This is a genomic window from Rathayibacter sp. VKM Ac-2926, from assembly GCF_022815565.1.
GTDB classification, from domain to species: Bacteria; Actinomycetota; Actinomycetes; order Actinomycetales; family Microbacteriaceae; genus Rathayibacter; species Rathayibacter festucae.
Genome location: NZ_JALGRS010000006.1, coordinates 93,231 through 118,802 on the forward strand (window position 1 = coordinate 93,231; position 25,572 = coordinate 118,802).

Sequence of the window (25,572 nt, forward strand, 5' to 3'; positions counted from 1 at the left end):
CGGGGTCGCGGATCGCGAGGGTGGTGCGGAGGCGGGCCGGGCGGAGGACGCGCCCGGCCCGAGGGGGTCAGGAGGCGAGCAGCGCCTCGGTCTCGCGGCGCAGCTCGAGCGCCTCGGCGAGCGACTCGTCGATGATCACGTCGTCCCAGCCGACCGTCGCGCCCTGCGCGATGTCGTGGCGCAGCTCGACGTGGTGGGCCAGGGCGACGGGGAGCGCTCCGATGGCGACCGAGTGCTTCGCGGAGACGAGCTTCCCGTAGACGGTGAAGCCGCCCTCGCCGTCGAGGAACTCGCCGGCCTTGAGGTCCTTCTTCGCGGTCGCGACGACGTCGCCGTAGAAGCCCTCGGGGTGCCCGGTCGAGATGCCGCGCAGCGCCGCGTTGGCGATCGACACGTTCAGCTCGAGGCCGACGTAGTGGTACGGCCGGTAGAGCGCCGCGTACTGCTTGGTCGGGTCCGGGTGCCACGGGTACTCGTCGAAGCAGGTGGACACGTAGGGGTTCGTCGCCTTGACCACGACGTAGACGCCCTCCTGCGTGTTGTGCGGAATGAGGGAGCCGTCGCGCCGGACGCTCGACATCACGTCGACCGTCCCCTCGTGGTCGAGGGCGCCGCCGATCGAGCTCGGCCGGCTGATCGTCGCGATCTCCTCCACATCGCCGGGCGTGAAGGTGAGGCCGGAGTCGGAGGGCACCAGGCCCGCCGCGTTCGCGACCGCCGCCATCTCGATCGCGGCCTTCGTGCCGTCGCGGAACGAGGTGTGCATGTACGGGTTGAGCTGGCCGGAGTCGGTCAGCTCCTTGCTGAACTCCCAGTTCTCCCAGACGTTGTCGGGGTTCATCTGGTGGTAGTGCTCGAGGTACTTGGCGCCCTTGCCGGCGCAGACGACGTCGAAGCCGCTGGTGCGGGCCCAGTCGACGAGCTCCATGATCAGGGCCGGCTGGTCGCCGTAGGCCATCGAGTACACGATGCCCGCGGCCTCGGCGCGCTTGGCGAGCGCGGGGCCGGCCAGCGCGTCGGCCTCGACGGTGACCATGATGATGTGCTTGCCGGTCTCGATCGCCCGGAGCGCGTGGTGCACGCCGACGATCGGGTTTCCGGTCGCCTCGACGATGACGTCGATGTCGTGCTCGAAGAGGACGGCGGCGTTGTCGACGATGGTGGTCGTCCGGTTCGCGAGCGCCTCGGGGATGTCCGCGGCCATCGCCTCGGCCGGCCAGTCGACCAGCTCGAAGGCCCCGCGGGCCCGGGCGACGTTGACGTCGGCGATGGCGACCACGTGGACGCCGGGGATGTTGCGCGCCTGCGAGAGGTACATGGTGCCGTAGCGCCCGGCACCGATCAGCCCGATGCGGATGGGGCGGCCCTCTCGTTCGCGATCGCCGAGGAGTTTGTACAGGTTCACGGTGGCCTCTCTGGTCCGGGGGCGCACGGACGCAGAGGGCCGCCTCGGGGGCGGAGGACGTCGTCGTCGTGCGCAGTCTTCGTCGGGGAAGTGCTGCTCGCCGGCTCCCAGTGGAACCGGTACCAGTTTTGTACCAGCAACGATTAGAGTGTGTCAACAGCGGGCGCGGCGGCCCGGTCCCGCGCCGATACGATTGCCCGACAGCTGGGGAGGAACCGTGCAGAAAGCACCGACGATCCGCGACGTCGCGCGCAGTGCGGGCGTCTCGGTGTCCGTGGTGTCGCGCGTGCTCAACGACGGGACCGGCCCGGTCGCCGTCGACACCCGGCGCCGTGTGGTCGAGGCGATCGAGCAGCTCGGCTTCCGGCCGCGCGCCGCGGCCCGCGAGCTGAGCCACGGTCAGACCCTGTCCATCGGTCTGGTCCTGCCCGACCTCACGAACCCGTTCTTCGCCCGCCTGGCCGACAGCGTCGTCTGGGAGGCGCGCGCCCGCGGCGCCCAGGTTCTCCTGATGACGACGCAGGAGGACTCGCACGTCGAGGGCGAGTCGCTCACCAGCCTGCTCGACCGCTCGGTCGGCGGCGTCATCGCGACCCCGTCCGGCGAGAACCTCGAGAAGTGGTCGCGGCTGCGCCGGGCCGGGATCGACGTCGTCTTCGTCGACCGCACCACCCCCGGTCTCGACGACGTCGACGTGGTCAGCATCGGCAACTCCGCCTCCGCCGCCCGCGCGACCGATCACCTGCTCGCGCTCGGCCACCGCCGGATCGCGATCGTCTCGGGGCCGCTGCGCACCTCGACCGGCCAGGCGCGCGTCGCCGGCTACCGCGCCGCCCTCACCGCCGCCGGGCTGCCGATCGACGGGACGCTGATCCGCGAGGTCCCGTTCCGCGGCGACATCGGCGGCGAGGCCGTCGCCGCGCTGCTCGCGCTTCCGGAGCCGCCGACCGCCCTGATCGTCGCCAACACGGCGCAGGTGCGCAGCGCCGTGCACCGCCTGTTCCAGCTCGGCGTCGCGATCCCCGAGGCGCTCTCCGTGGTCGTCTTCGACGACAACCCGTGGAGCGAGCTCGTCACCCCGCCGCTCAGCGTCGTCCGCCAGCCGATCGACATGCTCGCCCGGCACAGCGTCGACCTGGTGCTCGCCCGGATGCAGGGCCGGATCCCCGACACCCCCCAGCACATCGAGGTCCAGGCCGACCTCGTCATCCGCTCCAGCTGCGCCGCCCCGGCGCAGCGCTGACTCCGCCCCACCACCCCTCCACGAAAGGCACTGCCATGTCCGACCCCGTCGTCGTCACCGCGATCTTCACCCCCGCCGAGGGCCAGCGCGACGCCCTCGTCGCCGCCCTCTCCCCCGCCATCGCCGAGGTCCACGGCGAGGAGGGCTGCGAGCTCTACGCGATCCACGACTCCCCCGACGGCACCATCGTCATGCTCGAGAAGTGGACCAGCGCCGAGGCCCTCGACGCCCACGGCGCCGGCGACCCCGTCGTCCGCCTGAACGCCGCCATCAAGGGCCTCGTCGTCGCGCCCCCGGTCGTCACCCGCCTCTCCCCGATCCCCGCCGGCACCGCCACCCAGGGCGCCCTCTAGCCACCCGCCGCATCGACTCGCCCGAGAAGGCTCGTTCTCCACCCCGAGAACGCGCCTTCTCGGGCGACTCGGCGCGCTCCCGGCACTCAGAGAAGAATCGGCCCTGGCGAGGGCGGCTTCTCCGGCAGCCCCGCCTCGAGAATCCGGGTCACGATCGCGACGGCGCGGTCGGCGAGCGCGTCGCCGGGGTAGAAGCTCTCGAACAGGTCTTCAGCGGCCTCCAGAGTGCCGACCTCGCAGAGACTCAGAAGCTGACGGATGTCGTTGGTATCGCGACCGGGTCGATTGGCGCGAAGCTTCATCGCGAGAAGAGCATCAGCTGATGCGACCTGGATCACGACCCCCGCACGGTCGTACACCGTCTCCCACTCGACGACCCGCTCGCCGAGAGTCGGCACCGATCCGGTCTGCTCCACCGCGAAGTTCAGCCAGTCGTCGCTCCACCCGTGCCTGCGTGCCACCTTCGCAGCCGCCCCTGTCACCACGTCATCACTGCCCGGGTTCACGTGGAGCGAGTCCAGATCCTGCGTCGTGCCCCTGTCGAAGTAGCGGAGGGCGAGGGCGGCACCGCCGACGAGCCGGATGCCCGCCGTCTCCCGCAGCTGATGGAGCTCAGCGACGAGTTCCGCGAGACCCGCGATGATGTCGTCGCGGTCGAGCGAGACGGCCACGATCACACGCTCGCGAAGGTGTCTCGCCACACGTGCACGCCGCGCCGCAGGAACTCCTCGGGCACCTCCGACTCGGGCGGCGCCGGATCCGCGGGGTCGATCTCGAGGACGACGGCGACAGGGAGGTAGCGCATGGGCCGGGTCACCCAGGCCGGGAGAGGCAGCCCCTCCTCGCCCAGACGCCAGGCGACGAGCGCGGCGATCGCCGCGTCCCACGCGCGGTTCCGCGTCGGCTCGGGCTCCGCCAGCCCCAGCACACCTCGGAGGAGCCCGTGCTCAGCGACGAGGTTGTCGTTGAGCTGCAGGAGTGCCCGCAGGGCGCGATCCCGATCCCCCACTCGCAGCCGTCCGCGGATCTCGACAGCGGCGGCCGCGGCATCGTCCCGCTGGAGGGGCAGCGCGTAGAGCCGGTGCCCCGCGCCCGCCAGGACGCGCTGCACCGTGCTGAAGTCCGCGTCTCGGCCGTTCTCGATGCGCGAGATCCGGGCCTGATCGACATCGGTCAGGTCCGCCAGCTGCTGCTGCGTGAAGCCGCGGCTGGAGCGAGCGGAGCGCACGGCGGTCGAGCTCTCCGTCATCAGCACACCTCCACGATCATGTCTCCAGAGACATAATCTACTCGCCTCGACCGCGGTGCGGGGAACGGCGCGGTCGACACCTCAGAGGAGCAGTACGCAGCCCACCCGGCGGACCGCCCTCAGCGCGGACGCGCCACCGACGCGCGCTCGATCAGGCGCGTCTCGAGCTCCAGCCGCGTCGCGCTCGAGGACAGCGGCCGGGCCGCGCGGTGCGCCTGGTGCAGCATCCGGAAGGCGGCGGCCCCCATCTGGGCGATCGGCTGCTGGATCGTGGTCAGCGGCGGCGTCGCCCACGCCGACTCCTGGACGTCGTCGAAGCCGATCACGCTGAGGTCGTCCGGGATGCGCAGGCCGGCCAGGTCGGCCGCGTCGTAGACGCCGAGCGCCATGGTGTCCGAGAGCGCGAAGAGCGCCGTGGGCCGGATCAGCGCGTCCGCCAGCATCGCGGAGGCGACGACCCGGGAGCGGTCGCGGTTCCAGCCGCCGTAGACCACGCGCTCCCGCGGCAGCGGCACCCCCGCATCGCGCAGCGCCGTGCTGAATCCGTCGAGCCGGGCGCTGCTGTAGAGCTGCCCGCGAGCGCCCGCGATCACGCCGATGCGGGTGTGACCCTGGGCGAGCAGGTGCTCCGCCGCCATCCGGCCGCCGTCCCAGTTGGTCGCGCCGACGCTCGCCACGTCGGCGGGCGGACGGGTGATCGGGTCCACGATCACCACGGGCAGCTCGGCCGTGGTGAGCAGGTGCAGCTGCGCCGCCGTGACGTCCACGAGGACGACGATCGCGCCGAGGGACGAGCGGCGCAGGAGCCGGTTGACCCACTCCCCATCGGGCCGCGCGCGGGTGAGCACCAGGTCGACGCCGGCCGCCGCGGCCTCCTCCTCGATCCCGCCGAGGACGGGACCGATCCAGGTGCCGTCGAGGTGGCCGACCACGACGTCGACGATGTGCGCGACGTGCGGGTCCTCCGCCGGCGGACGCAGCCGCGGCCGGCGCCGGTAGCCGAGCTCGTGCGCGGCCTCCATCACCCGCAGCCGGGTCGCCTCGGAGACGTCGGTCCCGCCGCTCAGCACCTTCGAGACCGTCGGCACACTCGTCCCCGCGCGCTCGGCGATGCGCGCCATCGTCGGCCGGGGAGCGGCACCGCTGTCGTCCATGCCCCCACTGTAGAGCAGAACGAGTTGCGAAACCCAGCGGGGAGACGACCATTGCAGACACCCGGATACCGCCTTGCTCACGACTCTCCTCGGGTGCAGACTGGACGCACACGGGCGGCAACGGCAACAGAGTTGCGCAACTACCGTTCGATGACGAACCGCGGAGCGATCCGCCGAGCACCCCGAGGACACCGATGACCGACCTCCCCCCGTCCACTCCCGCCAAGAGGGCGCTCGTCGTCCGCGGCGGCTGGGACGGCCACCAGCCCGTCGAGGCGACCGAGCTGTTCCTCCCCTTCCTCGCCGAGAACGGCTTCGAGGTGCGCGTCGAGGAGTCGACCGCCGTCTACGCCGACGAGGACTACCTGCGCACCGTCGACCTGATCGTGCAGTCCAACACCATGACCTCGATCGAGTGGCCCGAGTTCCTCGGCCTGCGCGCGGCCGTCGAGCGCGGCACCGGCCTGGCCGGCTGGCACGGCGGCATCGCCGACTCGTACCGCAGCAACTCCGACTACCTGCAGCTGATCGGCGGCCAGTTCGTCTCGCACCCGGGCAAGCACCCGGACGAGCGCACCGGCGAGCAGTCGGACAACTACGTCCCGCACACGATCGAGATGACGGCCCTCGCGGCCGACCACCCGATCACCCAGGGCATCAGCGACTTCGAGCTCACCACCGAGCAGTACTGGGTGCTGCACGACGACTACAACGACGTGCTCGCGACCACCACGCAGGCCGTCCGCGAGTGGGACCCGTGGCACCGCCCGATCACCTCCCCCGCCGTCTGGACCCGCCAGTGGGGCGAGGGCCGCATCTTCGTCTCGACCCCGGGCCACCGCGTCGAGGTCCTCCAGGACGCCAACGTCCGCACCATCATCGAGAGGGGACTGCTGTGGGCCTCCCGCTGAGAGTCGGCATCATCGGAGTCGGGAAGATCAGCGAGCAGTACCTCGCGAACCTCCCGACCTTCCCCGGCCTCCGCCTCGTCGCGGTCGCCGACCTGAACACCGCGCGTGCGCAGGAGGTCGCCGACGAGCAGGGCGTCCGCGCCCTCTCGGTCGACGAGCTGATCGCCGACCCCGAGGTCGACGCGGTGCTCAACCTGACCGTCCCCGCCGCGCACGTCGAGATCGGCACCCGCGCGCTGAAGGCCGGCAAGCACGTCTTCGCGGAGAAGCCGCTCGGCCTGAACCCCGCCGAGGCCGCTCCGATGCTCGACCTCGCCGAGGAGCTGGGGCTGCGCTTCGGCAGCGCCCCCGACACCGTGCTCGGCACCGGCGTGCAGACCGCGCGGCAGACGCTCGACTCCGGAGTGATCGGCACGCCGATCGCCGCGCAGGTGCACTGGGCCGCTCCCGGCCACGAGCGCTGGCACCCGGCGCCGGAGTTCTACTACCAGCCCGGCGGCGGCCCGCTGCTGGACATGGGCCCGTACTACCTGACCGCGCTGGTGCACTTCTTCGGCCCCGTCGTCCGGGTCACCGGTCTCGCGACCCGCTCGGACCGCCCGCGCACCATCGAGTCCGGCCCGCGCGCCGGCACGCCCATCCCCGTCTCGATCGACACGCACATCAGCGCGCTGCTCGAGCACGAGAACGGCGTCACCTCGACGGTGATGGTCAGCTTCGAGGTCTGGCGCACCCGCGCGCCGAAGTTCGAGATCTTCGGGACGGAGGGCACCATCGCCGTCCCCGACCCGAACATGTTCTCGGATCCCGTCGAGGTCGCGGTGCGCGACGAGGACTGGCGGGTCGTCCCCGACTCCGCCGGCGTCGTCGACACCGGGCGCGGCGTCGGTCTCGCCGACATCGCCGAGGCGATCGCGGAGGACCGGCCGCACCGCGCCTCCGGCCGCCTCGGGCTGCACGTCCTCGAGATCATGGACGCGATCCTCCGCTCGAGCGCCGAGAAGGCCGTCGTCGAGATCGAGTCCAGGGTGGAGCGGCCCGAGCTGCTCCCGCTGCGGACGGCCGCCGGCGAGCCGGTCGGCGACCCCGTCCGCGCCTGACTCCGCCCGCGCCCGCAGGCACCACCCGACCCGTCCCGCGCCGGCCGCGACCTCTCCCTGGTCGCGGCCGGCGCGCCCCTTCCGAGGAGACCCCCGATGACAGCACCCCTCCGCGTCGCCATGATCGGCCACGCCTTCATGGGCCGCGCCCACGCCCAGGCCTGGCGGACCGCGCCGCGCTTCTTCGACCTGCCGCTGCGGCCCGAGCTCGCCGTCGTCGTCGGCCGCGACGAGGGCCGCGCGCGGGCCGCCGCCGAGAACTTCGGCGCGGCCGAGTCCTCGATCGACTGGCGCGCGGTGATCGCCCGCGACGACATCGACCTGATCGACATCTGCACCCCGGGCGACCAGCACGCCGAGATCGCGATCGCCGCCCTCGAGGCCGGCAAGCACGTGCTCTGCGAGAAGCCGCTCGCGCGCTCCGTCCCCGAGGCGCGGACGATGACCGAGGCGGCCGCCGCGGCGACCGGCTTCGCGATGTGCGGCTTCAGCTACCGCCGCACCCCGGCGCTCGCGCTGGCCAAGCGCTTCCTCGAGGAGGGTCGGCTCGGCGAGATCCGGCACGTCCGCGCGCAGTACCTGCAGGACTGGCTGAGCGACTCCGAGGGCCCGCTGACCTGGCGCCTCGACAAGGAGAGGGCCGGCTCCGGCGCCCTCGGCGACATCGGCGCGCACAGCATCGACACCGCGCAGTGGCTCACCGGGCAGACGATCGACGGCGTCTCGGCGATGCTGCGCACCTTCGTCACCGAGCGCCCGGTCCTCTCCGCGCAGGCCGGCCTCGGCGGTCGTGCCGAGGAGGGCGCCGAGCGCGGCCCGGTCACCGTGGACGACGCCGCGCTGTTCACCGCGACGCTCAGCGGAGGCGCCGTCGGCGTCTTCGAGTCGACCCGCGTCGCCACCGGCCGCAAGAACGCCAACCGCATCGAGATCAACGGCGAGACCGGCTCGATCGCCTTCGACTTCGAGCGCCTCAACGAGCTCGAGTACTACGACGCCCGCGACCCCGAGGACGCCCAGGGCTTCCGCACCATCCAGGTGACGGAGCCGGTGCACCCCTACGCCGCCGCCTGGTGGCCGACCGGGCACGGGCTCGGCTACGAGCACGTCTTCAGCCACCAGGTCGTCGACCTCGTCACGGCGATCGCCGAGGGCGTCCAGCCCACGCCCTCGTTCGCCGACGCCCTGCAGGTGCAGCAGGTGCTCGACGCCGTCGAGCGCAGCGCCGCGGACGGCTCCCGCCTCACGGCCGTCGCCTGACCGGGGCGCCCTGACCGGGGCATCCTGACCGGGGCGTCCCGACCGGGGCGTCCCGACCGGGGCGTCCTGACGGAGACGCCTCCGCGGGCGGTGGCCGAAGGGTCACCGCTCGGGGAGACGCCGCCCGATCGCACCCTCCGTCGAGGCCGCTCGCGGCCGTCCGCCCTGCCGCGTCGGCCCTCCTCCGATTCCCGACACGGCCGCGGACCCCTTTCGGGGGGAGGGAGGCCGGGGGACCCCGTAAACTGGGGACCTGGGGGGTCGAGTGGGTCCCCCGAGTGGGGGAGTGCTGTAGTGGGGATCGGTTTCCGGACCGCAGGAGAGCTGCGCGTCCTCGCGGGTGCTCGCCTGCACCCCGTCGTGGGCCCGACCCTCAGCCGCTCCCTCAGCCGCTCCCGGCTCTCGGCCGGGCTGTCGATGCCCAGCGGCCCCGGTCTCGTCCGGCCCTCGCCGCTGGCGCAGCCGTGGGAGGCGCCGCTCATCCGCCTGATCCGCGCGGGCGCCCCCGCCGCCGAGCTGCACGAGGCGACCGCCGCCTCCCCCGAGGGCTCGAAGCTCGCCGCCGTGATCGAGCTGGTCCGCGACGCGCTCTCGCGCCGGGAGGACGACCGCGCCCTCCGCCTCGCCGGCTGGCTGGTGCGGATGCGCTACGACCCGGCCGCCGATCCGTTCCTTCGCCGCTACGGGATCGTCCTCACGGCCCATCTACCGCTCAGCGCCGGACTCGACATCGACGTCCCACTCGACGCGACCGCGCTGCGCCTGCTCTTCGCCGAGCTCGCCGCCGTCGACGACCCGGCCGGCGCCACGGCCGCCGTCGAGACCCTGCCGCCGTCGACGCTGGCCGCCTCGACGCTCGCCTCGCTCTACTCCGCCCGGCGGCGCTGGGGCGACATGGCGCAGTTCTCGGCGCCGGTGGTCAACGTCGACGCCCCGTCCGCCGCGGTCCTCATCCGCCGCGGCGTCGCCCTGCGCGAGCTCGGCCTGATCGAGAGCGCCCTCGAGGCCTTCGACCGCGTGGTGCGGCCCAACGTCACGACCGCCCGACCCGTCGAGCTCCGGATCGAGGCCCTCTACGAGCGGGCCAGCACCCACCTCGCCGACGGCCGGCGCGCCCCGGCCCGCCGCGACCTCGAGCGCGTCCTCGCCCAGTACCCCGAGAGCGCCGAGGCCCACGAGCTGATGGCCGCCGTCGGCCGCTGACCCACCCGCCGTCGCCCCCCCCTCCTCAAAAGTTGCGGTAGTCGCCAGCGAGTACCGCAACTTCTGCTGAATGGACTGCCGTCGCCGGATCATGCGGGCGAGAAGCCCGCGCAGCGGGCACCCCCTGCTGATCGAGAAGCCAGCGCAGCAGGCACCCCATGCTGATCGAGTAGCCCGCGCAGCGGGCGTATCGAGATCCCCCCACCGCAGGCAACGGAAAGGGGCGCCCCCCACCGGGAACGCCCCTCCACCTCCGAGCCTTCGGCTCAGCCCTCGGCCTTCGAGGGCTTGCCCTCGGCGGGCAGCACCTCGACCGGGGTGTCGCGCGGATCCTCGCCCTCGGCCTGCGAGGGCTTGTCGGCCTGGTCGTCCGGGTCCTCGACGGGGCTCGGGGTCTGGTCGCTCATCGCAGTCCCTCCGGCTCGTCCGAGGTGGCGGACGGCTCGGGGTGCGCCTCGAACTCCATCCAGGCCCGGTCGAGCGAGGCCTGCGCCGAGGCGGGCTCGCTCGCGAAGTAGCCGTCGTAGATGGCGCGTCCGCCGTGCTCCGGCAGGTCGCCGCGGCCGGCGTAGGTCTGGGCGAGCTCGCCGACCTCGTCGTCCCTCTTCTCCTGGTCCCGCAACCACGCGGGGAAGGTCTGCGTCATGGTGACACCTCTCTCTCCTCCCTCCAGACAATCCCTCCGATCGGCGGGCTGCAAGCCCTTGCCCCGGACGTTCGCCCGCCGCGATCAGGGGCCGCGAGCACTGCGAGGATTCCGGTATGGACAGCAGCGAGCACCCCCGGCCGGACGTCACGACCGTCGACATCGTCGGCGGCGCCGAGCCGCTCGCGGTCGGACTGCACGCGTACGACGAGGGCTGGCCGGAGGCGTTCCGCGAGCACCAGCGGCGGATCGCGCAGGCCCTCGCCGCGCTGGACGTCGCGATCGAGCACATCGGCTCCACCGCGGTGCCCGGCCTCGCGGCGAAGCCGATCATCGACATCGCCGTCGCCGTCCCCGACATCACCGCGGAGGAGGACTACCTCGACCCGCTGCTCGCAGCCGGCTACGCGCTCCGGGTCCGCGAGCCCGGCCACCGCCTCGTCCGCACCCCGGAGCGGGACGTGCACGTGCACCTCTACGCCCGGGGCGACGCCGCGATCGAGGAGTACCTCCTGCTCCGCGACCACCTCCGGCGCGACGCGGCCGACCGCTCCCTCTACGAGGCGACCAAGCGCTCGCTGATGGAGCGGAGCTGGGCCGACATGAACGCCTACTCGGACGCCAAGACCGAGGTGATCGAGGCGATCAAGGCGCGGGCGCGAGCTGCACGCGGTGACACGGCGACGTCGGTCTCGACGCCGACCTGAGCCCCGGTGCGTCGCCTCGCGCCGGTTCGCCGAACGGCGTCGCCCACCGCGCCGCCGTCGCGTGAGGCTGGACGGATGCATGCCGACGAGTACGTGTCCCCCGAGGAGCTTCCCGAGCCGCCGACGCTGGACGTCGTGACGCGGTTCTTCCGAGGTCCGCTCTTCACCCTCACGCCGCAGCCGTCCCTGGAGGAGTGGGTGTCCTCGGCCTCGGCGCGCGATGCGGGCGGGGTGATCCTCTTCGACGAGGCCTCGATCGGCTACACCTTCTGGCGCAACCCGGACGACCACGACGACCCCGCGAATCTCGAGGAGCTCGGCGGCGAGCCGAGGCCCTCGCTCGACGTCTCGCCGACGCGCCCCGTGCCCGAGTGGATGGCGGAGATCGCCGCCCGGATGCCGTACCCCCAGCTCTGGGACGCGGTGCGGACGAGCGTGGCGGAGGAGCACTCGCCGTGGCAGAGCATCGAGTTCGCGCTCCTCGAGCACGTGAACCGCGTCCTGAGGAGCCGCCTCCGCAGCGAGCGCGCCGGTGGGAGCGACCCCGGCGAGCTCCTCGGCCCCGCGATGGACCTCGGCGTCGAGCACGGCGTCCCGCTCCTCCTCGACGGGCGGTGGGTCCCCGGCATCCGGATCGACACCGATCCGCACGTCCTCGGCGTCGGCGCCCACCTCGGCGACCGCTTCCTGACGGCCGTCGTCGAGCGCGACCGCCTCCCCTTCCTCGACTTCACCTTCGTCACCCGCCACGCCCCCGCCTGACCACCGTTGCTGGTCGAGCAGCCCGCGCAGCGGGCCCCCCTCATGCTGGTCGAGTAGCCCGCTCCGCGGGCGTATCGAGACCCACCATCACCGAGAGCCGAGTCTGCAGAACACACGTGCTGATGGCGTCGGGTCTCGATACGCCCCTGGCGGGGCTACTCGACCAGCATGCTTCCGCCGAGCACCGCGGAGCGACCCGCCCCCCTCCGCCCTTCGAGGAGCCCGCGCAGCGGTCCTCCTCGCTGGTTGATCGGCCCGCGCAACGGAAGTCCTTGCTGGTCGAGTAGCCCGCGCGGCGGGCGTATCGAGACCCGCCATCGCCGGACCGCCGCTCGCCTCCCCCGCTTCGCGCCGGCTCACCGCCCGCCATTGCGCCCGCCGCGCCGCCGCGGCACCCTCGGAGGATGTTCTACGACGAGAGCGCCCGCCTCGAGGACGTCCCGGTCCCGCCGACCCTCGACGAGGTGGCGCGAGCCTTCCCGGGCCCGCTGTACGGCTTCGTTCCTCAGCCGTCGCTCGAGCCGTGGACGTCCGGCACGTCGTCGAGCTCCTCCGGCGGACGCGTCGAGATCGAGTCCGTGGCGATCGGCTACACGCTCTGGCTCAACCCGGACGACCACGACGACCCCGCCAACCTCGCGGAGCTCGACGACGAGCAGCGCGCCTCGCTCGACGCCCCGCCGGTACGCCCGCTGCCCGACTGGATGACCGCGATCAAGGCCCGGATGCGCTACCCGTGGCTGTGGGAGGCGGTGCGGACGACCGTCGCGCACGAGCCCGCCCCGCCGTGGCACTCGGCCGAGAGCGTGCTCGTCGAGCACGTGAACCACATCCTGAGGAACCGGTTCCACGCCGAGCGCGTCCGCGGCCGGCTCCCCGGCGAGCTGCTCGGCCCCGCGACCGAGAAGTGCGTCGAGCACGACGTCCCGCTCCTCCTCGACGGCCGCCCGGTCCCCGGACTCCGGATCGACACCGACGCGCACGTCCTCGGCGTCGGCGCCGACCTCGGCGACCGCGTCCTGACGGCCGTCGTCGAGCGCGACCGCCTCCCCCTCCTCGACCTCGCCTTCGCCACCCACCGCGCCCCCGCCTGATCTCCCCTGCTGGTCGAGCGGCGCGCGCAGCGCGCGTATCGAGACCCACCCTCGTCAGGAGCCAAGTCTGCAGAACGCACGTGCTGACGGGGCCGGGTCTCGATACGCCCCCGCGGGGCTACTCGACCAGCATGATCGGGCTGAGCACTCCCGCTGGAGACCTCCCCTGCTGGCGAGCCGCCCGCACAGCGGGTTCTTCTGCCGGTCGAGCAGCCCGCGCAGCGGGCGTATCGAGACCCCCGACCCGCAACGTTCGGCCGGGGCTCTTCGACTCAGGGCGCAGCGAGGTGGAGCCGGTCGTCGCACCAGCTCGCGATCGCGGGGTCGTGGGTCGCTACGACCACGCTCGCGCCGTGACCGGCCAGCTCGGTCAGCACGTCGAGCACGGTCTCGCTGTTCTCGGCGTCGAGGGCGCCGGTCGGCTCGTCGGCGAGGACCAGGGTCGGGCCCTTCACCAGCAGCCGGGCGAGCGCGACCCGCTGCTGCTCGCCGCCGCTCAGCCTGGCGACGCGCTCGCGGCCCCGCCCCGCCAGGCCGACGCGCTCGAGCGCGCGCTCGAACCGGTCGCTGCGGCCGCGCCGCTCGCCGAGCGCGATCGCGAGGTTCTGCTCGACGGTCGCGGTGTCGACGAGGGCGTAGCTCTGGAAGAGGTAGCCGAGCCGGTCCCGCCGGAAGCGGCGTCGGCCGTGCGCCCGCAGGCGGGTCAGCTCCTCCCCGTCGACCTCGATCGAGCCCGAGTCGGGGGCGTCGAGGAGCCCGAGGCAGTTGAGGAGCGTCGACTTGCCGCTGCCGCTCGCGCCGGTGAGGGCGAGGGTGCTGCCCGAGGCGACGGTCACATCGAGTCCGCTCCACAGCGTGCGTCGGCCGTAGCCCTTGGCGAGGTGGGTGGCGAGGATCACGGGAGGCCTTTCCGTTCGGTCGGGAGGGAGGAGTGGAGCGGCGAGCGCATCAGGTGTCGACGACGGGCGAGCGGCTCGCCCTCCGGTGCGCGAGGGCCAGGCACGCGACGAGGAGCGCAGCGCTGGCCGCGACCACGCCGATGTCCAGCGCCGTCTGCTCGAGCAGGAAGTTCTCGGTGTCGACCGTGCCGAGGTCGATCACCGTGCGGACGTCCTTCGGATCGCGGAACCACTGCGGGACGACGGCGAGCGCCAGCGTCGCGGTCAGCAGCACACCCTCCAGCAGGAGCCCGCTGCGGTGCGCCGTGAGCGGTCCGAGCCCGGACAGCCGGTGCACGAACGCCCGCTTGCGGTCCTTCTCCACCAGCACCACCGCCGCGACCAGTCCGGTGAGCAGCACGACGATCCCGCCGCTCACGAACCCGATCACGTTGATCACGTGGGCACCGAGCGCCCGCCGGTACTGCTCGTTCGCCTGGTACGCCACTGGAGTGATGGAGGCCACGAAGGGGGAGAGACCGCCCACCTCGATGGCGGCCGGGAGCGCCGCGGGTTCGGTGAAGATCACTCCTCCCTGGGTGATCACCGCGACCAGCTCGGAGGCGGCGAGCACCCCGACCGATGGCAGAACGACGACGACCGGATCGACGAGCTCGGGCTCCGGGCGGAAGCTGTGCTCACCGGAGCCCAGGGTGACGAGGACCTGCCCCGACGGCACGACGTGCTCCGCGACGGGAAGACCGACGGTCGCGGGTGCCGGATCCAAGACGCTCGACTGCGTGTCCTGCCAGGAGTGCAAGTCGGCCAGCACGGACAGCCGGTACTCAGCAGACGTGTCCTCCGGCTCGAGGACAGTGAGGACGCCGTCGGGGACCTCAGTCATCCGGCGCCCGTCGTCGCCGAGCACCTCGACCCTCCGGAGGTATCCCTCATTGGCGAGCAGCACGTTTCCCTGGTCGCTGAGTCCCGGCGTGACGAAGATCACCCCGCCGGAGGCTTCCTGCGAGACGGCCAGATCGGCCAGTCGCCGATCAGCGGCGTGGTACTCGGACGGGCTCAAGTAACCGCCGATGCCGATCGTGACCGCGTCTTGCGCGACACTCCGGAGCTCGCGGCTGCGCCCCTCGACCTCGGCGACCCGGGCGCTCTGCCCGAGCGCGGCGACGATCGCGAGGAGCACCAGCACCGCCGGGACCCGGACCGCGTAGACGCCGAGCAGCACCCACCAGCCGTCGATCTCACCCTTCACCTGGTCGACGAGCCGGCGGCCGTCGGTGAGGGCGATCGCGAGGATCTGCGCGACGACCGCGGCGAGCAGGAGGAGCGCGAGCAGCCGGCCGGAGAGCGCGAGGACCGTCGGCAGCTGCGCGAGGCCGTTCAGAGCGGCCGTCGCGAGAGCGACCGCCGCCACTCCGCCGACGGAGAAGGCGACCACCGGGAGCGCGAGGAAGCGCCACTCCGCGAGCAGGATCTTGAGAAGCCCCGCGCCATGCAGCCGCTGCACCCCGTGCGCCCGGCTCCGCAGCAGCGTTCCCGCTCCGACCAGGACGATGACGGCGAGCAGCGCGACGGCGAACGAGCGCATCAGATCGCCGTATTCGCGGTACGTGTCGACGTCGATGCCCGAGGCGTAGGGCGCGACCCGGCCCGACCAGCCGCCGTTCTCGATGACAGCGAGCACCGCCTCCGCATCCGCTCGATCACCCCCGACCAGCCAGGCCCCGCGAGGATCGAGCAGGCCGAGGTCCTGCAGCGGCGCGACCGTCGTCGTGATCGCGGTGTCGACAGCGCCGTAGCCGTCGCGGAGCAGCTCCGCCGCGGTCCCCTCGCCTGCGACGTAGAGGTGGCGCACGGTCGCCGGATCCACCGAATCCTCGGCGTAGCGGACGATGTCGACACCACGATCGTCCGCCAGCGCCGTGAGGTCACGGTAGACCTCGCTCGCGGAGACCCGGGGTGTCGCGTCCTGCGACACGACGAGCTGCCAGCCCCCGTTCCACACCGGGCCACGCGCATCGAAGGCGCGAATGAACAGGACGGCGAGCACCGCCGCCAGGACGACGGCCAGCACATAGCCGAGGACCACACTCTTGCTTCTCACAGCTCTCCCGCTGTCAGGGCGGGCGAGGCCGAAGCCCCGCCCGCCTATCGATCAGGACTCAGCAGACGTCGTAGTACGCGGAGTCGACCTCGAACGTGCGAGCGGGTGCACTCACAGAAGCGTCTTTCCCGGGGTCCTTGCACTTCGTGCGGTGGTAATCGCCGTTGAACACTGTCGCCCGGTGTGACCGCGAGTCGTGCTGATACGACGACAGCACGGTCCCGCCGGTCGTCCCGTGGATCCACGTCCCTCCCTCCTCGGGGTGGGACACGGTGTACGCCGCTGCGACCGGCGCGATCAGCATCGCTCCGGTGAGGGCGAGACCGGTGATGAAGGACCGGCGGGAGCCGGGTGCTCGGAAGGACATGGTGAGACCTCTCTGTACTTCGGACCGCCGTCGCCGAGACCGGCGAGGCGGGCTGCGCTGCGGCAGCGAGGGAACCGTATGCCCGAACCCATACTGATCTGATCACATCGACGAGGCATCCGGACAACTCGGCACGTTTCAGTGCCTGTGGAGGAGCCTCAACGCCTCCGTGCACCTCTCCGCACCCCTCCGACCGGCCGGGCAAGCGCATACCCGCCCCCTCCCCGCGCTCGGCGGCCGGAACCACCCCCGCGCGGGAGTACCGTGACGCCATGACAGCGCAGGACGACATCGGTGCGGAGCAGGCGCCCGCGAAGGACTTCTCGCACGAGCAGGAGGGCTACCAGCACGGTCTGAAGCCCCGCCAGCTCCAGATGATCGCGATCGGCGGTGCGATCGGAACCGGGCTCTTCCTCGGCGCCGGCGGCCGCCTCAACTCCGCCGGCCCGGCCCTCGCGATCGCCTACCTCGTCGCCGGCGTCTTCGCGTTCTTCATCCTCCGCGCTCTCGGCGAGCTGGTCCTGCACCGCCCGTCGTCGGGGTCGTTCATCTCCTACGCCCGCGAGTTCTACGGCGAGAAGTTCGCCTACGCGGCCGGCTGGATGTACTTCCTCAACTGGGCGATGACCTCGATCGTCGACACCACCGCCGTCGCCGTCTACCTCAAGTACTGGTCGGCCTTCACTGCGGCGCCGCAGTGGCTCCTCGCCCTGATCGCGCTGCTCGTCGTCCTCGCCGCGAACATGGTCGCGGTGAAGGTCTTCGGCGAGCTCGAGTTCTGGTTCGCGCTGATCAAGGTGACGGCGCTGGTCGCCTTCCTCGTCGTCGCACTGATCTGGCTCGTCTTCGCCTTCCCGGTGCAGGCGGGCGGCGAGACCGTGCAGACCGGCGTCTCGATCCTCGGCGACAACGGCGGCATCCTCCCCAACGGCCTGCTCCCCGCGGTCCTGGTGATGCAGGGCGTCGTCTTCGCCTACGCCGCGATCGAGCTGGTCGGCACCGCCTCCGGCGAGACGCAGGACACCGAGAAGGTCATCCCGCGCGCGATCAACTCGGTGATCTTCCGGATCGCGATCTTCTACGTCGGCTCGATCGTCCTGCTCTCACTGCTGCTGCCGTACACCGCCTATAAGGAGGGCGAGAGCCCCTTCGTCACCTTCTTCTCCTCGATCGGCGGGCCCGAGGTCGGCACGATCGCCGGCTCGATCATGAACTTCGTGGTCCTCACCGCGGCCCTCTCCTCCCTCAACGCCGGCCTCTACTCCACCGGTCGCGCGCTGCACTCGATGGGCATGAACGGCTCCGCCCCGAAGTGGACGACGCGGATGTCGAAGGGCGGCGTGCCCTACGCGGGCATCCTGCTCACCGCGACCTTCACGGTCGCGGGCGTGGTGCTGAACTACTTCGTGCCGAGCCAGGCCTTCGAGATCGCGCTGAACATCGCGAGCCTGGGCATCATCACGGCGTGGGGCACGATCATCCTCTGCCAGATGCGACTGCGGCAGTGGGCGAAGAAGGGCCTCGCGAAGGAGCCGTCCTTCAAGCTCCCCGGCGCTCCGGTCACCTCCTGGCTGACCCTCGTCTTCCTCGCCGTGGTGCTGGTGCTGATGGCGATCGACTTCCCGGTCGGCACCCTCACCATCGCCTCGCTGGTGATCATCGTCCCGCTGCTGGTGGCGGGCTGGTTCCTGCAGCGCGGCCGCATCCTGCGGATCGCGGAGCTGCGCGACGGAGTGACGGGGCCGTTCCCGGTGACCGGTCGCGACCCGTCCGCCCAGGTGCGGCGCGACCGCGACGGCGAGAGCTGAGGCCCGCCGGACCGGCGCCCCGCCCGCGCGCCCACCGTTACTCTCGATCGCGCGGGCGCCCACGCGCCGGCGGAACGGGAGCGGCATGGCCACGGTGGACTCCGCGGAGCGGCGCGCGCGCCTGATCGAGCTGCTCGAGCGCGACGGCGCGATCCGCCTCGACGACGCGGCGACCGAGCTGGACGTCTCGACGATGACCGTCCGTCGCGACTTGGCCGACCTCGAAGCGGAGGGACGACTCAGCCGGGTCCGCGGCGGCGCGGTCGCCGCGCTCCGCCCCCGCCCCTTCGCCGAGCGCCTGGCCGCGGGCGCCGCCGCCAAGCGCGAGATCGCGCGCAAAGCCGTCGCCCTGCTGCCCGACTCCGGCGCGATCGCGGTCGACGCCTCCTCGACCGCCGGCACCCTGCTCGCCGCCGCTCCGGAGTCGCCGCGACTGCTGATCGCCACCAACTCGCTGGAGAACCACGCCTCGGCCCGTGCCACCCGCGCCCGGGTCGTGCTGATCGGCGGCGAGCTCCAGGCCGAGACCGACAGCTTCGTCGGCCCGCTCGCCTGCGCCGGCGCGGCCGAGCTGCACTACGACCGCTTCTTCACCTCCGCCTCGGCGGTCACCCGCGCGGGCACCAGCGAGGTGACGCTCGAGGAGGCCCAGGTGAAGCGCGTGCTCGTCGCCGCCTCCGCCGAGACGGTGCTGCTGGTCGACTCCTCCAAGCTCGAGCGCACGGCCCTCGCCCGCGCGCTGGATTGGGACGCGATCGCGGTGCTCGTGACCGAGCTCGACCCCGCGGACGAGCGACTCGACCCGTTCCGCGGCCTCGCCGACCTGCGCTGACGAGCATTGACCGGAACGAGTCGGCCTGTTAGCTTCTGTGATAGTTAACACACTCGTTCAATCAGACGGAGAAGTCATGGCAGCCTCGACCGCCGCAGAGCTCATCGCCCGCTCGAACCGCCTCGGGGCCGACCCGCGCAATACGAACTACGCGGGCGGCAACACCTCCGCGAAGGGCCTCGAGACCGATCCGGTCACCGGCGAGCCCGTCGAGCTGCTCTGGGTCAAGGGCTCCGGCGGCGACCTCGGCACCCTGAAGGAGTCGGGCCTCGCGGTCCTCCGCATGGACCGCCTCCGCGCGCTGGTGAACGTCTACCCCGGCGTCGACCGCGAGGACGAGATGGTCGCCGCGTTCGACTACACGCTGCACGGCAAGGGCGGCGCCGCCCCCTCGATCGACACCGCGATGCACGGCCTCGTCGACGCCGCGCACGTCGACCACCTGCACCCCGACTCCGGCATCGCCTTCGCGACCGCCGCCGACGGCGAGCGCCTCACCGCGGAGGCCTTCGGCGGCACCGTCGCCTGGGTCCCGTGGCGCCGCCCGGGCTTCCAGCTCGGCCTCGACATCGCCGCGATCAAGGAGGCGAACCCCGAGGTCATCGGCGCGATCCTCGGCGGCCACGGCATCACCGCCTGGGGTGACACCAGCGAGGAGGCGGAGGCGAACTCGCTCCGCATCATCGAGACGGCCAGCGCGTACATCGCCGAGCACGGCCGCCCCGAGCCCTTCGGTCCCGCCCTCGACGGCTACGCCGCCCTGCCCGAGGAGGAGCGCCGCGCCAAGGCCGCCGCCCTCGCCGCCCACCTGCGCTCGATCGCCTCGCACGACCGCCCCCAGGTCGGCCACTTCACCGACTCCGCCGAGGTCCTCGACTTCCTCGCGAGCACCGAGCACCCGCGCCTGGCCGCGCTCGGCACCTCCTGCCCCGACCATTTCCTCCGCACCAAGGTGAAGCCGCTGCTCGTCGACCTGCCGGCCACGGCCACGGTCGAGGAGATCGTCGAGCGCCTCCCCGCGCTGCACGAGGCCTACCGCGCCGACTACCAGGCCTACTACGACGCGCACGCGACGCCGGAGAGCCCCGCGATCCGCGGCGCCGACCCGCTGATCGTGCTCGTGCCCGGCGTGGGCATGTTCTCCTACGGCGCGAACAAGCAGACCGCCCGCGTCGCCGGCGAGTTCTACGTCAACGCGATCAACGTGATGCGCGGCGCCGAGGCGATCTCGACCTACGCGCCGATCGACGAGGCCGAGAAGTTCCGCATCGAGTACTGGGCGCTCGAGGAGGCGAAGCTGCAGCGGATGCCGAAGCCCAAGCCCCTCGCCTCCCGCATCGCGCTGGTCACCGGCGCCGCCTCCGGCATCGGCAAGGCCATCGCCACCCGCCTCGCTGCCGAGGGCGCCTGCGTCGTCGTCGCCGACCTCGACCTCGCCAAAGCGCAGGCCGCGGCCGCCGAGCTCGGCTCGACCGACGTCGCGGTGGGAGTGGCGGCGAACGTCTCCGACGCCGCCGCCGTGAAGGCCGCGATCGACGCCACCGTGCTCGCCTTCGGCGGTCTGGACCTGGTCGTCAACAACGCCGGCCTCTCGCTCTCCAAGTCCCTCTTCGACACCACCGAGGCCGACTGGGACCTCCAGCACGACGTGATGGCGAAGGGCTCCTTCCTCGTCTCGCAGGCCGCGGCCCGCGTGCTCGTCGACCAGAAGCTCGGCGGCGACATCGTCTACATCTCCTCGAAGAACTCGGTCTTCGCCGGCCCGAACAACATCGCCTACTCCGCGACCAAGGCCGACCAGGCCCACCAGGTGCGCCTGCTGGCCGCCGAGCTCGGCGAGCACGGCATCAAGGTCAACGGCATCAACCCCGACGGCGTCGTCCGCGGCTCCGGCATCTTCGCCTCCGGCTGGGGCGCGAACCGCGCCAAGACCTACGGCATCGACGAGGAGGACCTGGGCGCGTTCTACGCCAAGCGCACCATCCTCAAGCGCGAGGTCGTCCCGGAGAACGTCGCCAACGCGGTGTTCGCGCTCTGCACTTCCGACTTCTCGCACACGACGGGGCTTCATGTCCCTGTCGACGCGGGAGTCGCGGCGGCGTTCCTCCGATGACCGCGACCGAAGGGATCCTCCGATGAAGGCCGTCGCTGCGGTCGACCTCGGCGCCACCAGCGGGCGCGTCATCCTCGGCTACGTCGGCCACGACGAGCTGCGGATGCGGCACGTCGCGCGCTTCCCGAACCAGCCGGTGCGCGTCCAGGAGGGCGGCGAGTCCGCGCTGCACTGGAACATCCTCGAGCTGCACCGCTCGCTGACGACCGGACTGACCAACGCGCTCCGCGACGAGCCCGAGGTCGTCTCGATCGGCGTCGACTCCTGGGCCGTCGACTACGCCCTGCTGCGCCGGGGCCGGATGCTCGGCGCGCCGTACCACTACCGCGACGAGCGGACCGCGCGCGGCGTCGCCGACGTGCACGCACGGATCGGCGCCGAGGAGCTCTACGCGCGCAACGGACTGCAGCACCTGCCCTTCAACACGCTGTTCCAGCTCGCCGCCGAGCGCGACGTGCTCGCCCTCGCCGACCAGGCGCTGCTCGTGCCGGACCTGATCGGCTACTGGCTGACCGGCGTCGCCGCGACCGAGATCACCAACGCCTCCACCACGGGTCTGCTCGACCCGCACACCCGCGCGTGGGACCACGAGCTCCTCACGCGCCTCGATCTGCCGCTCGGGATCCTCGCGCCCCTGATCGAGCCGGGCTCCCGGCTCGGCTCGCTCCTGCCCGCCGTCGCCGCCGATCTCGGCGCCCCGGCCGGGCTCGGCGTCGTCGCCGTCGGCTCGCACGACACGGCCTCGGCCGTCGTCGCCGTGCCGGCCGCTGGCGAGGACTTCGCGTACATCTCCAGCGGCACCTGGTCGCTCGTCGGCGTCGAACTCGAGGAGCCGGTGGTCTCGCTGGAGGGTCGGGCCGCCAACTTCACCAACGAGGGCGGCGTCGACGGGCGGGTCCGATTCCTGAAGAACGTGTCGGGTCTCTGGCTGCTCTCCGAGTCGATCCGCACCTGGGAGCGCAGCACCGGCGAGCAGATCGACCTCGCCGAGCTGCTGCGCCAGGCCGCGGCGATCCGCGGGCCGATCACGACCTTCGACCCCGCCGACGAGCGCTTCCTCGCCCCCGGCAACATGCCCGGTCGGATCGTCGAGTGGTGCGTCGAGCGCGGTCTCGCGCAGCCGCGCACCCGCCCCGAGTTCGTCCGCTCGATCCTGGAGTCGCTCGCCGAGGCCTACGCGAGCACCCTCGCCGATGCCGTCCGGCTGAGCGGCAAGCACGTCCGCACGATCCACGTCGTCGGCGGCGGCTCGCAGAACGAGCTGCTCTGCCAGCTGACCGCCGACCGCACCGGGCTCCCGGTCGAGGCCGGTCCCAGCGAGGCCACGGCGATCGGGAACATCATCGTCCAGGCCCGCGCGCAGGGTCTCGTCTCCGGCTCGCTCGAGTCGCTGCGCGCCCTCGTGCGCCGGGCGTTCCCGCCGACGCGCTACGAACCCCGTCCCTCCTCCCCCGAGAAAGGCTGACCAGCATGGTCCAGCGCCAGTTCCCGAAGCCCGTCGAGCTGCTCGAGTACCTCAGCTTCAAGAAGCCCGAGCTCGACGGCCGCAAGCGCCGCCTCGACGCCGCCCTCACCATCGAGGACCTCCGCACCATCGCGAAGCGCCGCACCCCCAAGGCCGCCTTCGACTACACCGACGGCTCCGCTGAGGGCGAGATCTCCATCGCCCGCGCCCGCCAGGCCTTCGAGGACGTCGAGTTCCACCCCCAGGTCCTCCGCGACGTCGCCGCCGTCGACACCACCGCGACCGTTCTCGGCGCCCCCTCGGCGATGCCGTTCGGGATCGCGCCCACCGGCTTCACCCGCCTGATGCAGACCGAGGGCGAGACCGCAGGAGCCGGAGCAGCCGCCGCCGCGGGCATCCCGTTCACCCTCTCCACCCTCGGCACCACCTCGATCGAGAACGTGAAGAAGGCCAACCCCCACGGCCGCAACTGGTTCCAGCTCTACGTCATGCGCGACCGCGAGATCTCCTACGGCCTCGTCGAGCGCGCCGCCAAGGCCGGCTACGAGACGCTCTTCTTCACCGTCGACACCCCCGTCGCGGGCGCCCGCCTGCGCGACAAGCGCAACGGCTTCTCGATCCCGCCGCAGCTCACCGTCGGCACCGTCCTCGACGCGCTGCCCCGTCCGTGGTGGTGGTTCGACTTCCTCACCACCCAGAAGCTCGAGTTCGCCTCCCTCAGCGCCACCGGCGGCACCGTCGGCGACCTGCTCGATCTCGCCATGGACCCCACCATCAGCTACGAGGACCTCAAGGTCATCCGCGAGATGTGGCCCGGGAAGCTCGTCATCAAGGGCGTGCAGAGCGTCGAGGACGCCCACAAGTTCGCCGACTTCGGCGTCGACGGCATCGTCCTCTCCAACCACGGCGGCCGCCAGCTCGACCGCGCCCCCATCCCCTTCCACCTCCTCCCCGAGGTCGTCCGCGAGGTCGGCACCGACACCGAGGTGATGGTCGACACCGGCATCATGAACGGCGCCGACATCGTCTCCTCCATCGCCCTGGGAGCGAAGTTCACCCTCATCGGCCGCGCGTACCTCTACGGCCTCATGGCCGGCGGCCGCCAGGGCGTCGACCGCACCATCGCGATCCTCTCCGACCAGATCGTGCGCACCATGAAGCTCCTCGGCGCCCACTCCCTCGAGGAGCTCACCCCCGCCCACGTCACCCAGCTCGAGCGCCTCCAGCCCCGCCCCCGCGCCTGACCCTGCTCCACCTCCGGCACGTAGAACCGGCTCCGGCTCGCCAGGATCCCCCGATCCAGCGAGCCGGAGCCGTTTCCACGTGCCGAGCCGCCCACGCTGGTCGAGCGGCCGGCACATGCCGATCGGCAGGCCGCCGCAGGCCCGCCATGCTGGCCGACCGGCCGCCGCAGGCAGCCTCATGCTGGTCGAGTAGCCGCCGCAGGCGGCGTATCGAGACCCGCCACACCCAGCCTCTTGCCAGGAACACCCGCAGCCCGCTACGGTCGACGAACGCCACCACGAAAGGAGCCGACCATGACGAACGCGCCGCACTTCACCACCGCCGGCTTCTTCGGCGCCCTCTCCGACTGACCGGTCGAGCCTCCCGCTCGTCATCGCTCAGACGGTGACGGCGCAGAAGAAGCTCCCGGTCCGCGGCACCGCCGCACGGACCGTCGTCCCGTTCCCGACCCGATCCCCGGGTCCCGCGCGCCGCCCTCCGGCGGCCGCTCCGCGCGCTCCGAGCGCGCTCCTCGCCGCGCCCACCAGGCGCTCTCCGGCGCGCCCGCGCGCCAGCCGCCCGGCATCGACCGGGCCCCGCACGAAGGACACCATCGTGAACACCGCAGCGACACTCGTCGCCCGCCTCCCCCGACCCCGCGCCGCCCGCCTGCTCGACCGCCTCGCGCTCCGCGCGGGCATCGCCCTCGTGGCGTGGAGCACCCGGGAGCGCCGCCTCCCGCCCACCCACGCGGAGGTCACCGCCCTCCGCCACGAGCGCGCCGCCCTGCAGGACCGCGAGCGCCGCACCGCGCTCCAGCGCCTCCCGCGCTGACCCCGCCCACAACGCAGAAGTTGCGGTAGTCGCACTCGACTACCGCAACTTCTGCGTTCTCAGCCGGAGTCCCGGTGTCGGGCGAGACTGCGGGCGGTGCGGGCTACGCCGCGGGAGCGGTCGGCGTGGTCGCCGGGAAGGCATCGCCGAGCTGCGCCGCGTAGACCCTCGTCCGGCGGAGGGTGTCGTCGAACCCGTCGTCCAGCGATCCCGCGTACTCCGTGACCGCCATGCGATCGCCGGGCTTCACCCCGGGGATGTAGAGGACCGTCCGCCCATCGACGACATCGGGGACCACCCTCACCACCCCACGAGTCCGCTTGTTCTGGATCTGAGCGACGGGTTTCCCCTCGACGATCACCACGAACCGCTTGTCCGTGCGGTAGAGGTCATCGGACACCGACACCAGCACCCCCTCGTCCGAGAGCGTCGCGATCACGAACGGCTGCTCCGCGATCGGCGCCACTCCAGGAGCAGTGTCGGTCGACTCCGTCGCAGCGGCGGGCTCGGCCGGGGTGTCGGCGAGCGCGGGCTCGATCGGCGTCGGAGCCGGGGCCGGCACGGTCGGCACCTCCCGGGAGGGGAGACCGAGCTCGCGGACGTCCGGTCCGCCCGGCTGCCGGCTCGCGGACAGGGCGGCCTCGCCGCGATCCGGCTGCCCGGCCGGCACGTCCGTCACGGAGTGGCCGAGGAGTCCGAGATCGGCGCCGGGCGACTCCTCCCGCTGGACGATTCCTCCAGCACCGCCGTCGAGCGGGCCGGCCATCGCCGGAGTCGCGGACAGCAGCCCGAGCAGAGTGGTCGCAGCGACGCAGGCCGCTGCAGTGCGCGTGTTCCTCATG

25 protein-coding genes are annotated in these 25,572 nt (G+C 72.4%); 15 read left to right on the top strand and 10 right to left on the bottom strand.

Translation table 11 applies throughout. The annotated features are described in order from the left end of the window. Positions 1-67: 67 nt before the first annotated feature. Positions 68-1,405: an NAD(P)H-dependent oxidoreductase gene (locus tag MT351_RS09985; protein ID WP_123446901.1), complete on the bottom strand. Its 1,338-nt coding sequence runs from the start codon at positions 1,403-1,405 to the stop codon at positions 68-70. Positions 1,406-1,622: 217 nt separating this feature from the next. Here MT351_RS09985 and MT351_RS09990 point away from each other — a divergent pair, with 217 nt between their 5' ends. Together MT351_RS09990 and MT351_RS09995 are read left to right on the top strand one after the other, a co-directional pair. Further along, positions 1,623-2,648, top strand: coding sequence for a LacI family DNA-binding transcriptional regulator (locus MT351_RS09990; protein ID WP_123736347.1), 1,026 nt, complete (start codon positions 1,623-1,625; stop codon positions 2,646-2,648). A gap of 35 nt (positions 2,649-2,683) precedes the next feature. Continuing rightward, positions 2,684-3,001: a putative quinol monooxygenase gene (locus MT351_RS09995; RefSeq protein ID WP_243582093.1), complete on the top strand. Its 318-nt coding sequence runs from the start codon at positions 2,684-2,686 to the stop codon at positions 2,999-3,001. An 86-nt stretch (positions 3,002-3,087) separates the two neighbouring features. Here MT351_RS09995 and MT351_RS10000 read toward each other — a convergent pair whose 3' ends face one another. The 3 genes from MT351_RS10000 to MT351_RS10010 form a co-directional block, all read right to left on the bottom strand. Next, a complete protein-coding gene (locus tag MT351_RS10000) occupies positions 3,088-3,672 on the bottom strand; it encodes a hypothetical protein (protein WP_132436848.1) in 585 nt (194 codons plus the stop codon). A gap of 2 nt (positions 3,673-3,674) precedes the next feature. Next, entirely contained in the window at positions 3,675-4,250 is a 576-nt protein-coding gene (locus MT351_RS10005) for a helix-turn-helix domain-containing protein (RefSeq protein WP_132436846.1), read from the bottom strand. 119 nt (positions 4,251-4,369) lie between these two features. After that, on the bottom strand, positions 4,370-5,404 hold the full coding sequence (locus MT351_RS10010; protein ID WP_207901695.1) for a LacI family DNA-binding transcriptional regulator: 1,035 nt from the start codon (positions 5,402-5,404) through the stop codon (positions 4,370-4,372). Positions 5,405-5,598: 194 nt separating this feature from the next. On the opposite strand from MT351_RS10010, the gene MT351_RS10015 reads away from it, so the two are divergent. The 4 genes from MT351_RS10015 (at position 5,599) to MT351_RS20290 (ending at position 9,878) form a co-directional block, all read left to right on the top strand. Beyond that, a complete protein-coding gene (locus tag MT351_RS10015; RefSeq protein ID WP_243582094.1) occupies positions 5,599-6,315 on the top strand; it encodes a ThuA domain-containing protein in 717 nt (238 codons plus the stop codon). Next, a complete protein-coding gene (locus tag MT351_RS10020) occupies positions 6,300-7,415 on the top strand; it encodes a Gfo/Idh/MocA family protein (protein ID WP_243582095.1) in 1,116 nt (371 codons plus the stop codon). Before MT351_RS10015 ends, MT351_RS10020 begins: the two co-directional genes overlap by 16 nt. Positions 7,416-7,511: 96 nt before the next feature. Beyond that, the gene (locus MT351_RS10025) at positions 7,512-8,675 is read left to right on the top strand and encodes a Gfo/Idh/MocA family protein (protein WP_243582096.1); all 1,164 of its coding nucleotides are present in this window, start codon (positions 7,512-7,514) and stop codon (positions 8,673-8,675) included. Between the two features lie 294 nt (positions 8,676-8,969). Next, positions 8,970-9,878: a tetratricopeptide repeat protein gene (locus MT351_RS20290; protein WP_243582097.1), complete on the top strand. Its 909-nt coding sequence runs from the start codon at positions 8,970-8,972 to the stop codon at positions 9,876-9,878. Positions 9,879-10,144: 266 nt separating this feature from the next. Here MT351_RS20290 and MT351_RS10035 read toward each other — a convergent pair whose 3' ends face one another. Both MT351_RS10035 and MT351_RS10040 read right to left on the bottom strand, forming a co-directional pair. Beyond that, entirely contained in the window at positions 10,145-10,285 is a 141-nt protein-coding gene (locus MT351_RS10035; protein WP_159421935.1) for a hypothetical protein, read from the bottom strand. Beyond that, a complete protein-coding gene (locus MT351_RS10040) occupies positions 10,282-10,524 on the bottom strand; it encodes a hypothetical protein (RefSeq protein WP_123706469.1) in 243 nt (80 codons plus the stop codon). Before MT351_RS10040 ends, MT351_RS10035 begins: the two co-directional genes overlap by 4 nt. Positions 10,525-10,640: 116 nt before the next feature. On the opposite strand from MT351_RS10040, the gene MT351_RS10045 reads away from it, so the two are divergent. From MT351_RS10045 to MT351_RS10055, 3 genes are all read left to right on the top strand, one after another. Continuing rightward, positions 10,641-11,231: a GrpB family protein gene (locus tag MT351_RS10045; protein ID WP_123736354.1), complete on the top strand. Its 591-nt coding sequence runs from the start codon at positions 10,641-10,643 to the stop codon at positions 11,229-11,231. 75 nt (positions 11,232-11,306) lie between these two features. Beyond that, positions 11,307-11,993, top strand: a complete 687-nt coding sequence (locus MT351_RS10050; RefSeq protein WP_123736355.1) for a hypothetical protein — start codon at positions 11,307-11,309, stop codon at positions 11,991-11,993. 404 nt (positions 11,994-12,397) lie between these two features. Next, positions 12,398-13,087 carry a hypothetical protein gene (locus MT351_RS10055; RefSeq protein WP_123736356.1) on the top strand — a complete coding sequence of 230 codons (690 nt, stop codon included), beginning with the start codon at positions 12,398-12,400 and terminating at the stop codon, positions 13,085-13,087. A gap of 272 nt (positions 13,088-13,359) precedes the next feature. On the opposite strand, the gene MT351_RS10060 is transcribed toward MT351_RS10055, so the two are convergent. The 3 genes from MT351_RS10060 to MT351_RS10070 all read right to left on the bottom strand — a co-directional run bounded on the left by MT351_RS10060 (position 13,360) and on the right by MT351_RS10070 (position 16,454). Continuing rightward, entirely contained in the window at positions 13,360-13,986 is a 627-nt protein-coding gene (locus tag MT351_RS10060; RefSeq protein WP_123736357.1) for an ABC transporter ATP-binding protein, read from the bottom strand. A 49-nt stretch (positions 13,987-14,035) separates the two neighbouring features. Beyond that, the gene (locus tag MT351_RS10065) at positions 14,036-16,072 is read right to left on the bottom strand and encodes a hypothetical protein (RefSeq protein ID WP_123736358.1); all 2,037 of its coding nucleotides are present in this window, start codon (positions 16,070-16,072) and stop codon (positions 14,036-14,038) included. Positions 16,073-16,145: 73 nt separating this feature from the next. Further along, positions 16,146-16,454 (bottom strand): lactococcin 972 family bacteriocin, encoded by a 309-nt coding sequence (locus MT351_RS10070; protein ID WP_123736359.1) that lies wholly within the window; start codon positions 16,452-16,454, stop codon positions 16,146-16,148. A gap of 272 nt (positions 16,455-16,726) precedes the next feature. On the opposite strand from MT351_RS10070, the gene MT351_RS10075 reads away from it, so the two are divergent. The 6 genes from MT351_RS10075 to MT351_RS10100 all read left to right on the top strand — a co-directional run bounded on the left by MT351_RS10075 (position 16,727) and on the right by MT351_RS10100 (position 24,730). After that, positions 16,727-18,262 (top strand): amino acid permease, encoded by a 1,536-nt coding sequence (locus tag MT351_RS10075; protein WP_132436827.1) that lies wholly within the window; start codon positions 16,727-16,729, stop codon positions 18,260-18,262. Between the two features lie 85 nt (positions 18,263-18,347). Then, positions 18,348-19,094 carry a DeoR/GlpR family DNA-binding transcription regulator gene (locus tag MT351_RS10080; protein ID WP_123732613.1) on the top strand — a complete coding sequence of 249 codons (747 nt, stop codon included), beginning with the start codon at positions 18,348-18,350 and terminating at the stop codon, positions 19,092-19,094. Positions 19,095-19,170: 76 nt separating this feature from the next. Further along, positions 19,171-21,207, top strand: a complete 2,037-nt coding sequence (locus MT351_RS10085) for a bifunctional aldolase/short-chain dehydrogenase (RefSeq protein WP_243582098.1) — start codon at positions 19,171-19,173, stop codon at positions 21,205-21,207. A 22-nt stretch (positions 21,208-21,229) separates the two neighbouring features. After that, positions 21,230-22,672, top strand: a complete 1,443-nt coding sequence (locus tag MT351_RS10090) for a rhamnulokinase family protein (RefSeq protein WP_243582099.1) — start codon at positions 21,230-21,232, stop codon at positions 22,670-22,672. 5 nt (positions 22,673-22,677) lie between these two features. Further along, positions 22,678-23,916 carry an alpha-hydroxy acid oxidase gene (locus tag MT351_RS10095; protein ID WP_243582100.1) on the top strand — a complete coding sequence of 413 codons (1,239 nt, stop codon included), beginning with the start codon at positions 22,678-22,680 and terminating at the stop codon, positions 23,914-23,916. Positions 23,917-24,511: 595 nt separating this feature from the next. After that, positions 24,512-24,730, top strand: a complete 219-nt coding sequence (locus MT351_RS10100) for a hypothetical protein (protein ID WP_243582101.1) — start codon at positions 24,512-24,514, stop codon at positions 24,728-24,730. 103 nt (positions 24,731-24,833) lie between these two features. On the opposite strand, the gene MT351_RS10105 is transcribed toward MT351_RS10100, so the two are convergent. Continuing rightward, positions 24,834-25,571: a hypothetical protein gene (locus tag MT351_RS10105; protein WP_243582102.1), complete on the bottom strand. Its 738-nt coding sequence runs from the start codon at positions 25,569-25,571 to the stop codon at positions 24,834-24,836. Position 25,572: the final 1 nt, after the last annotated feature.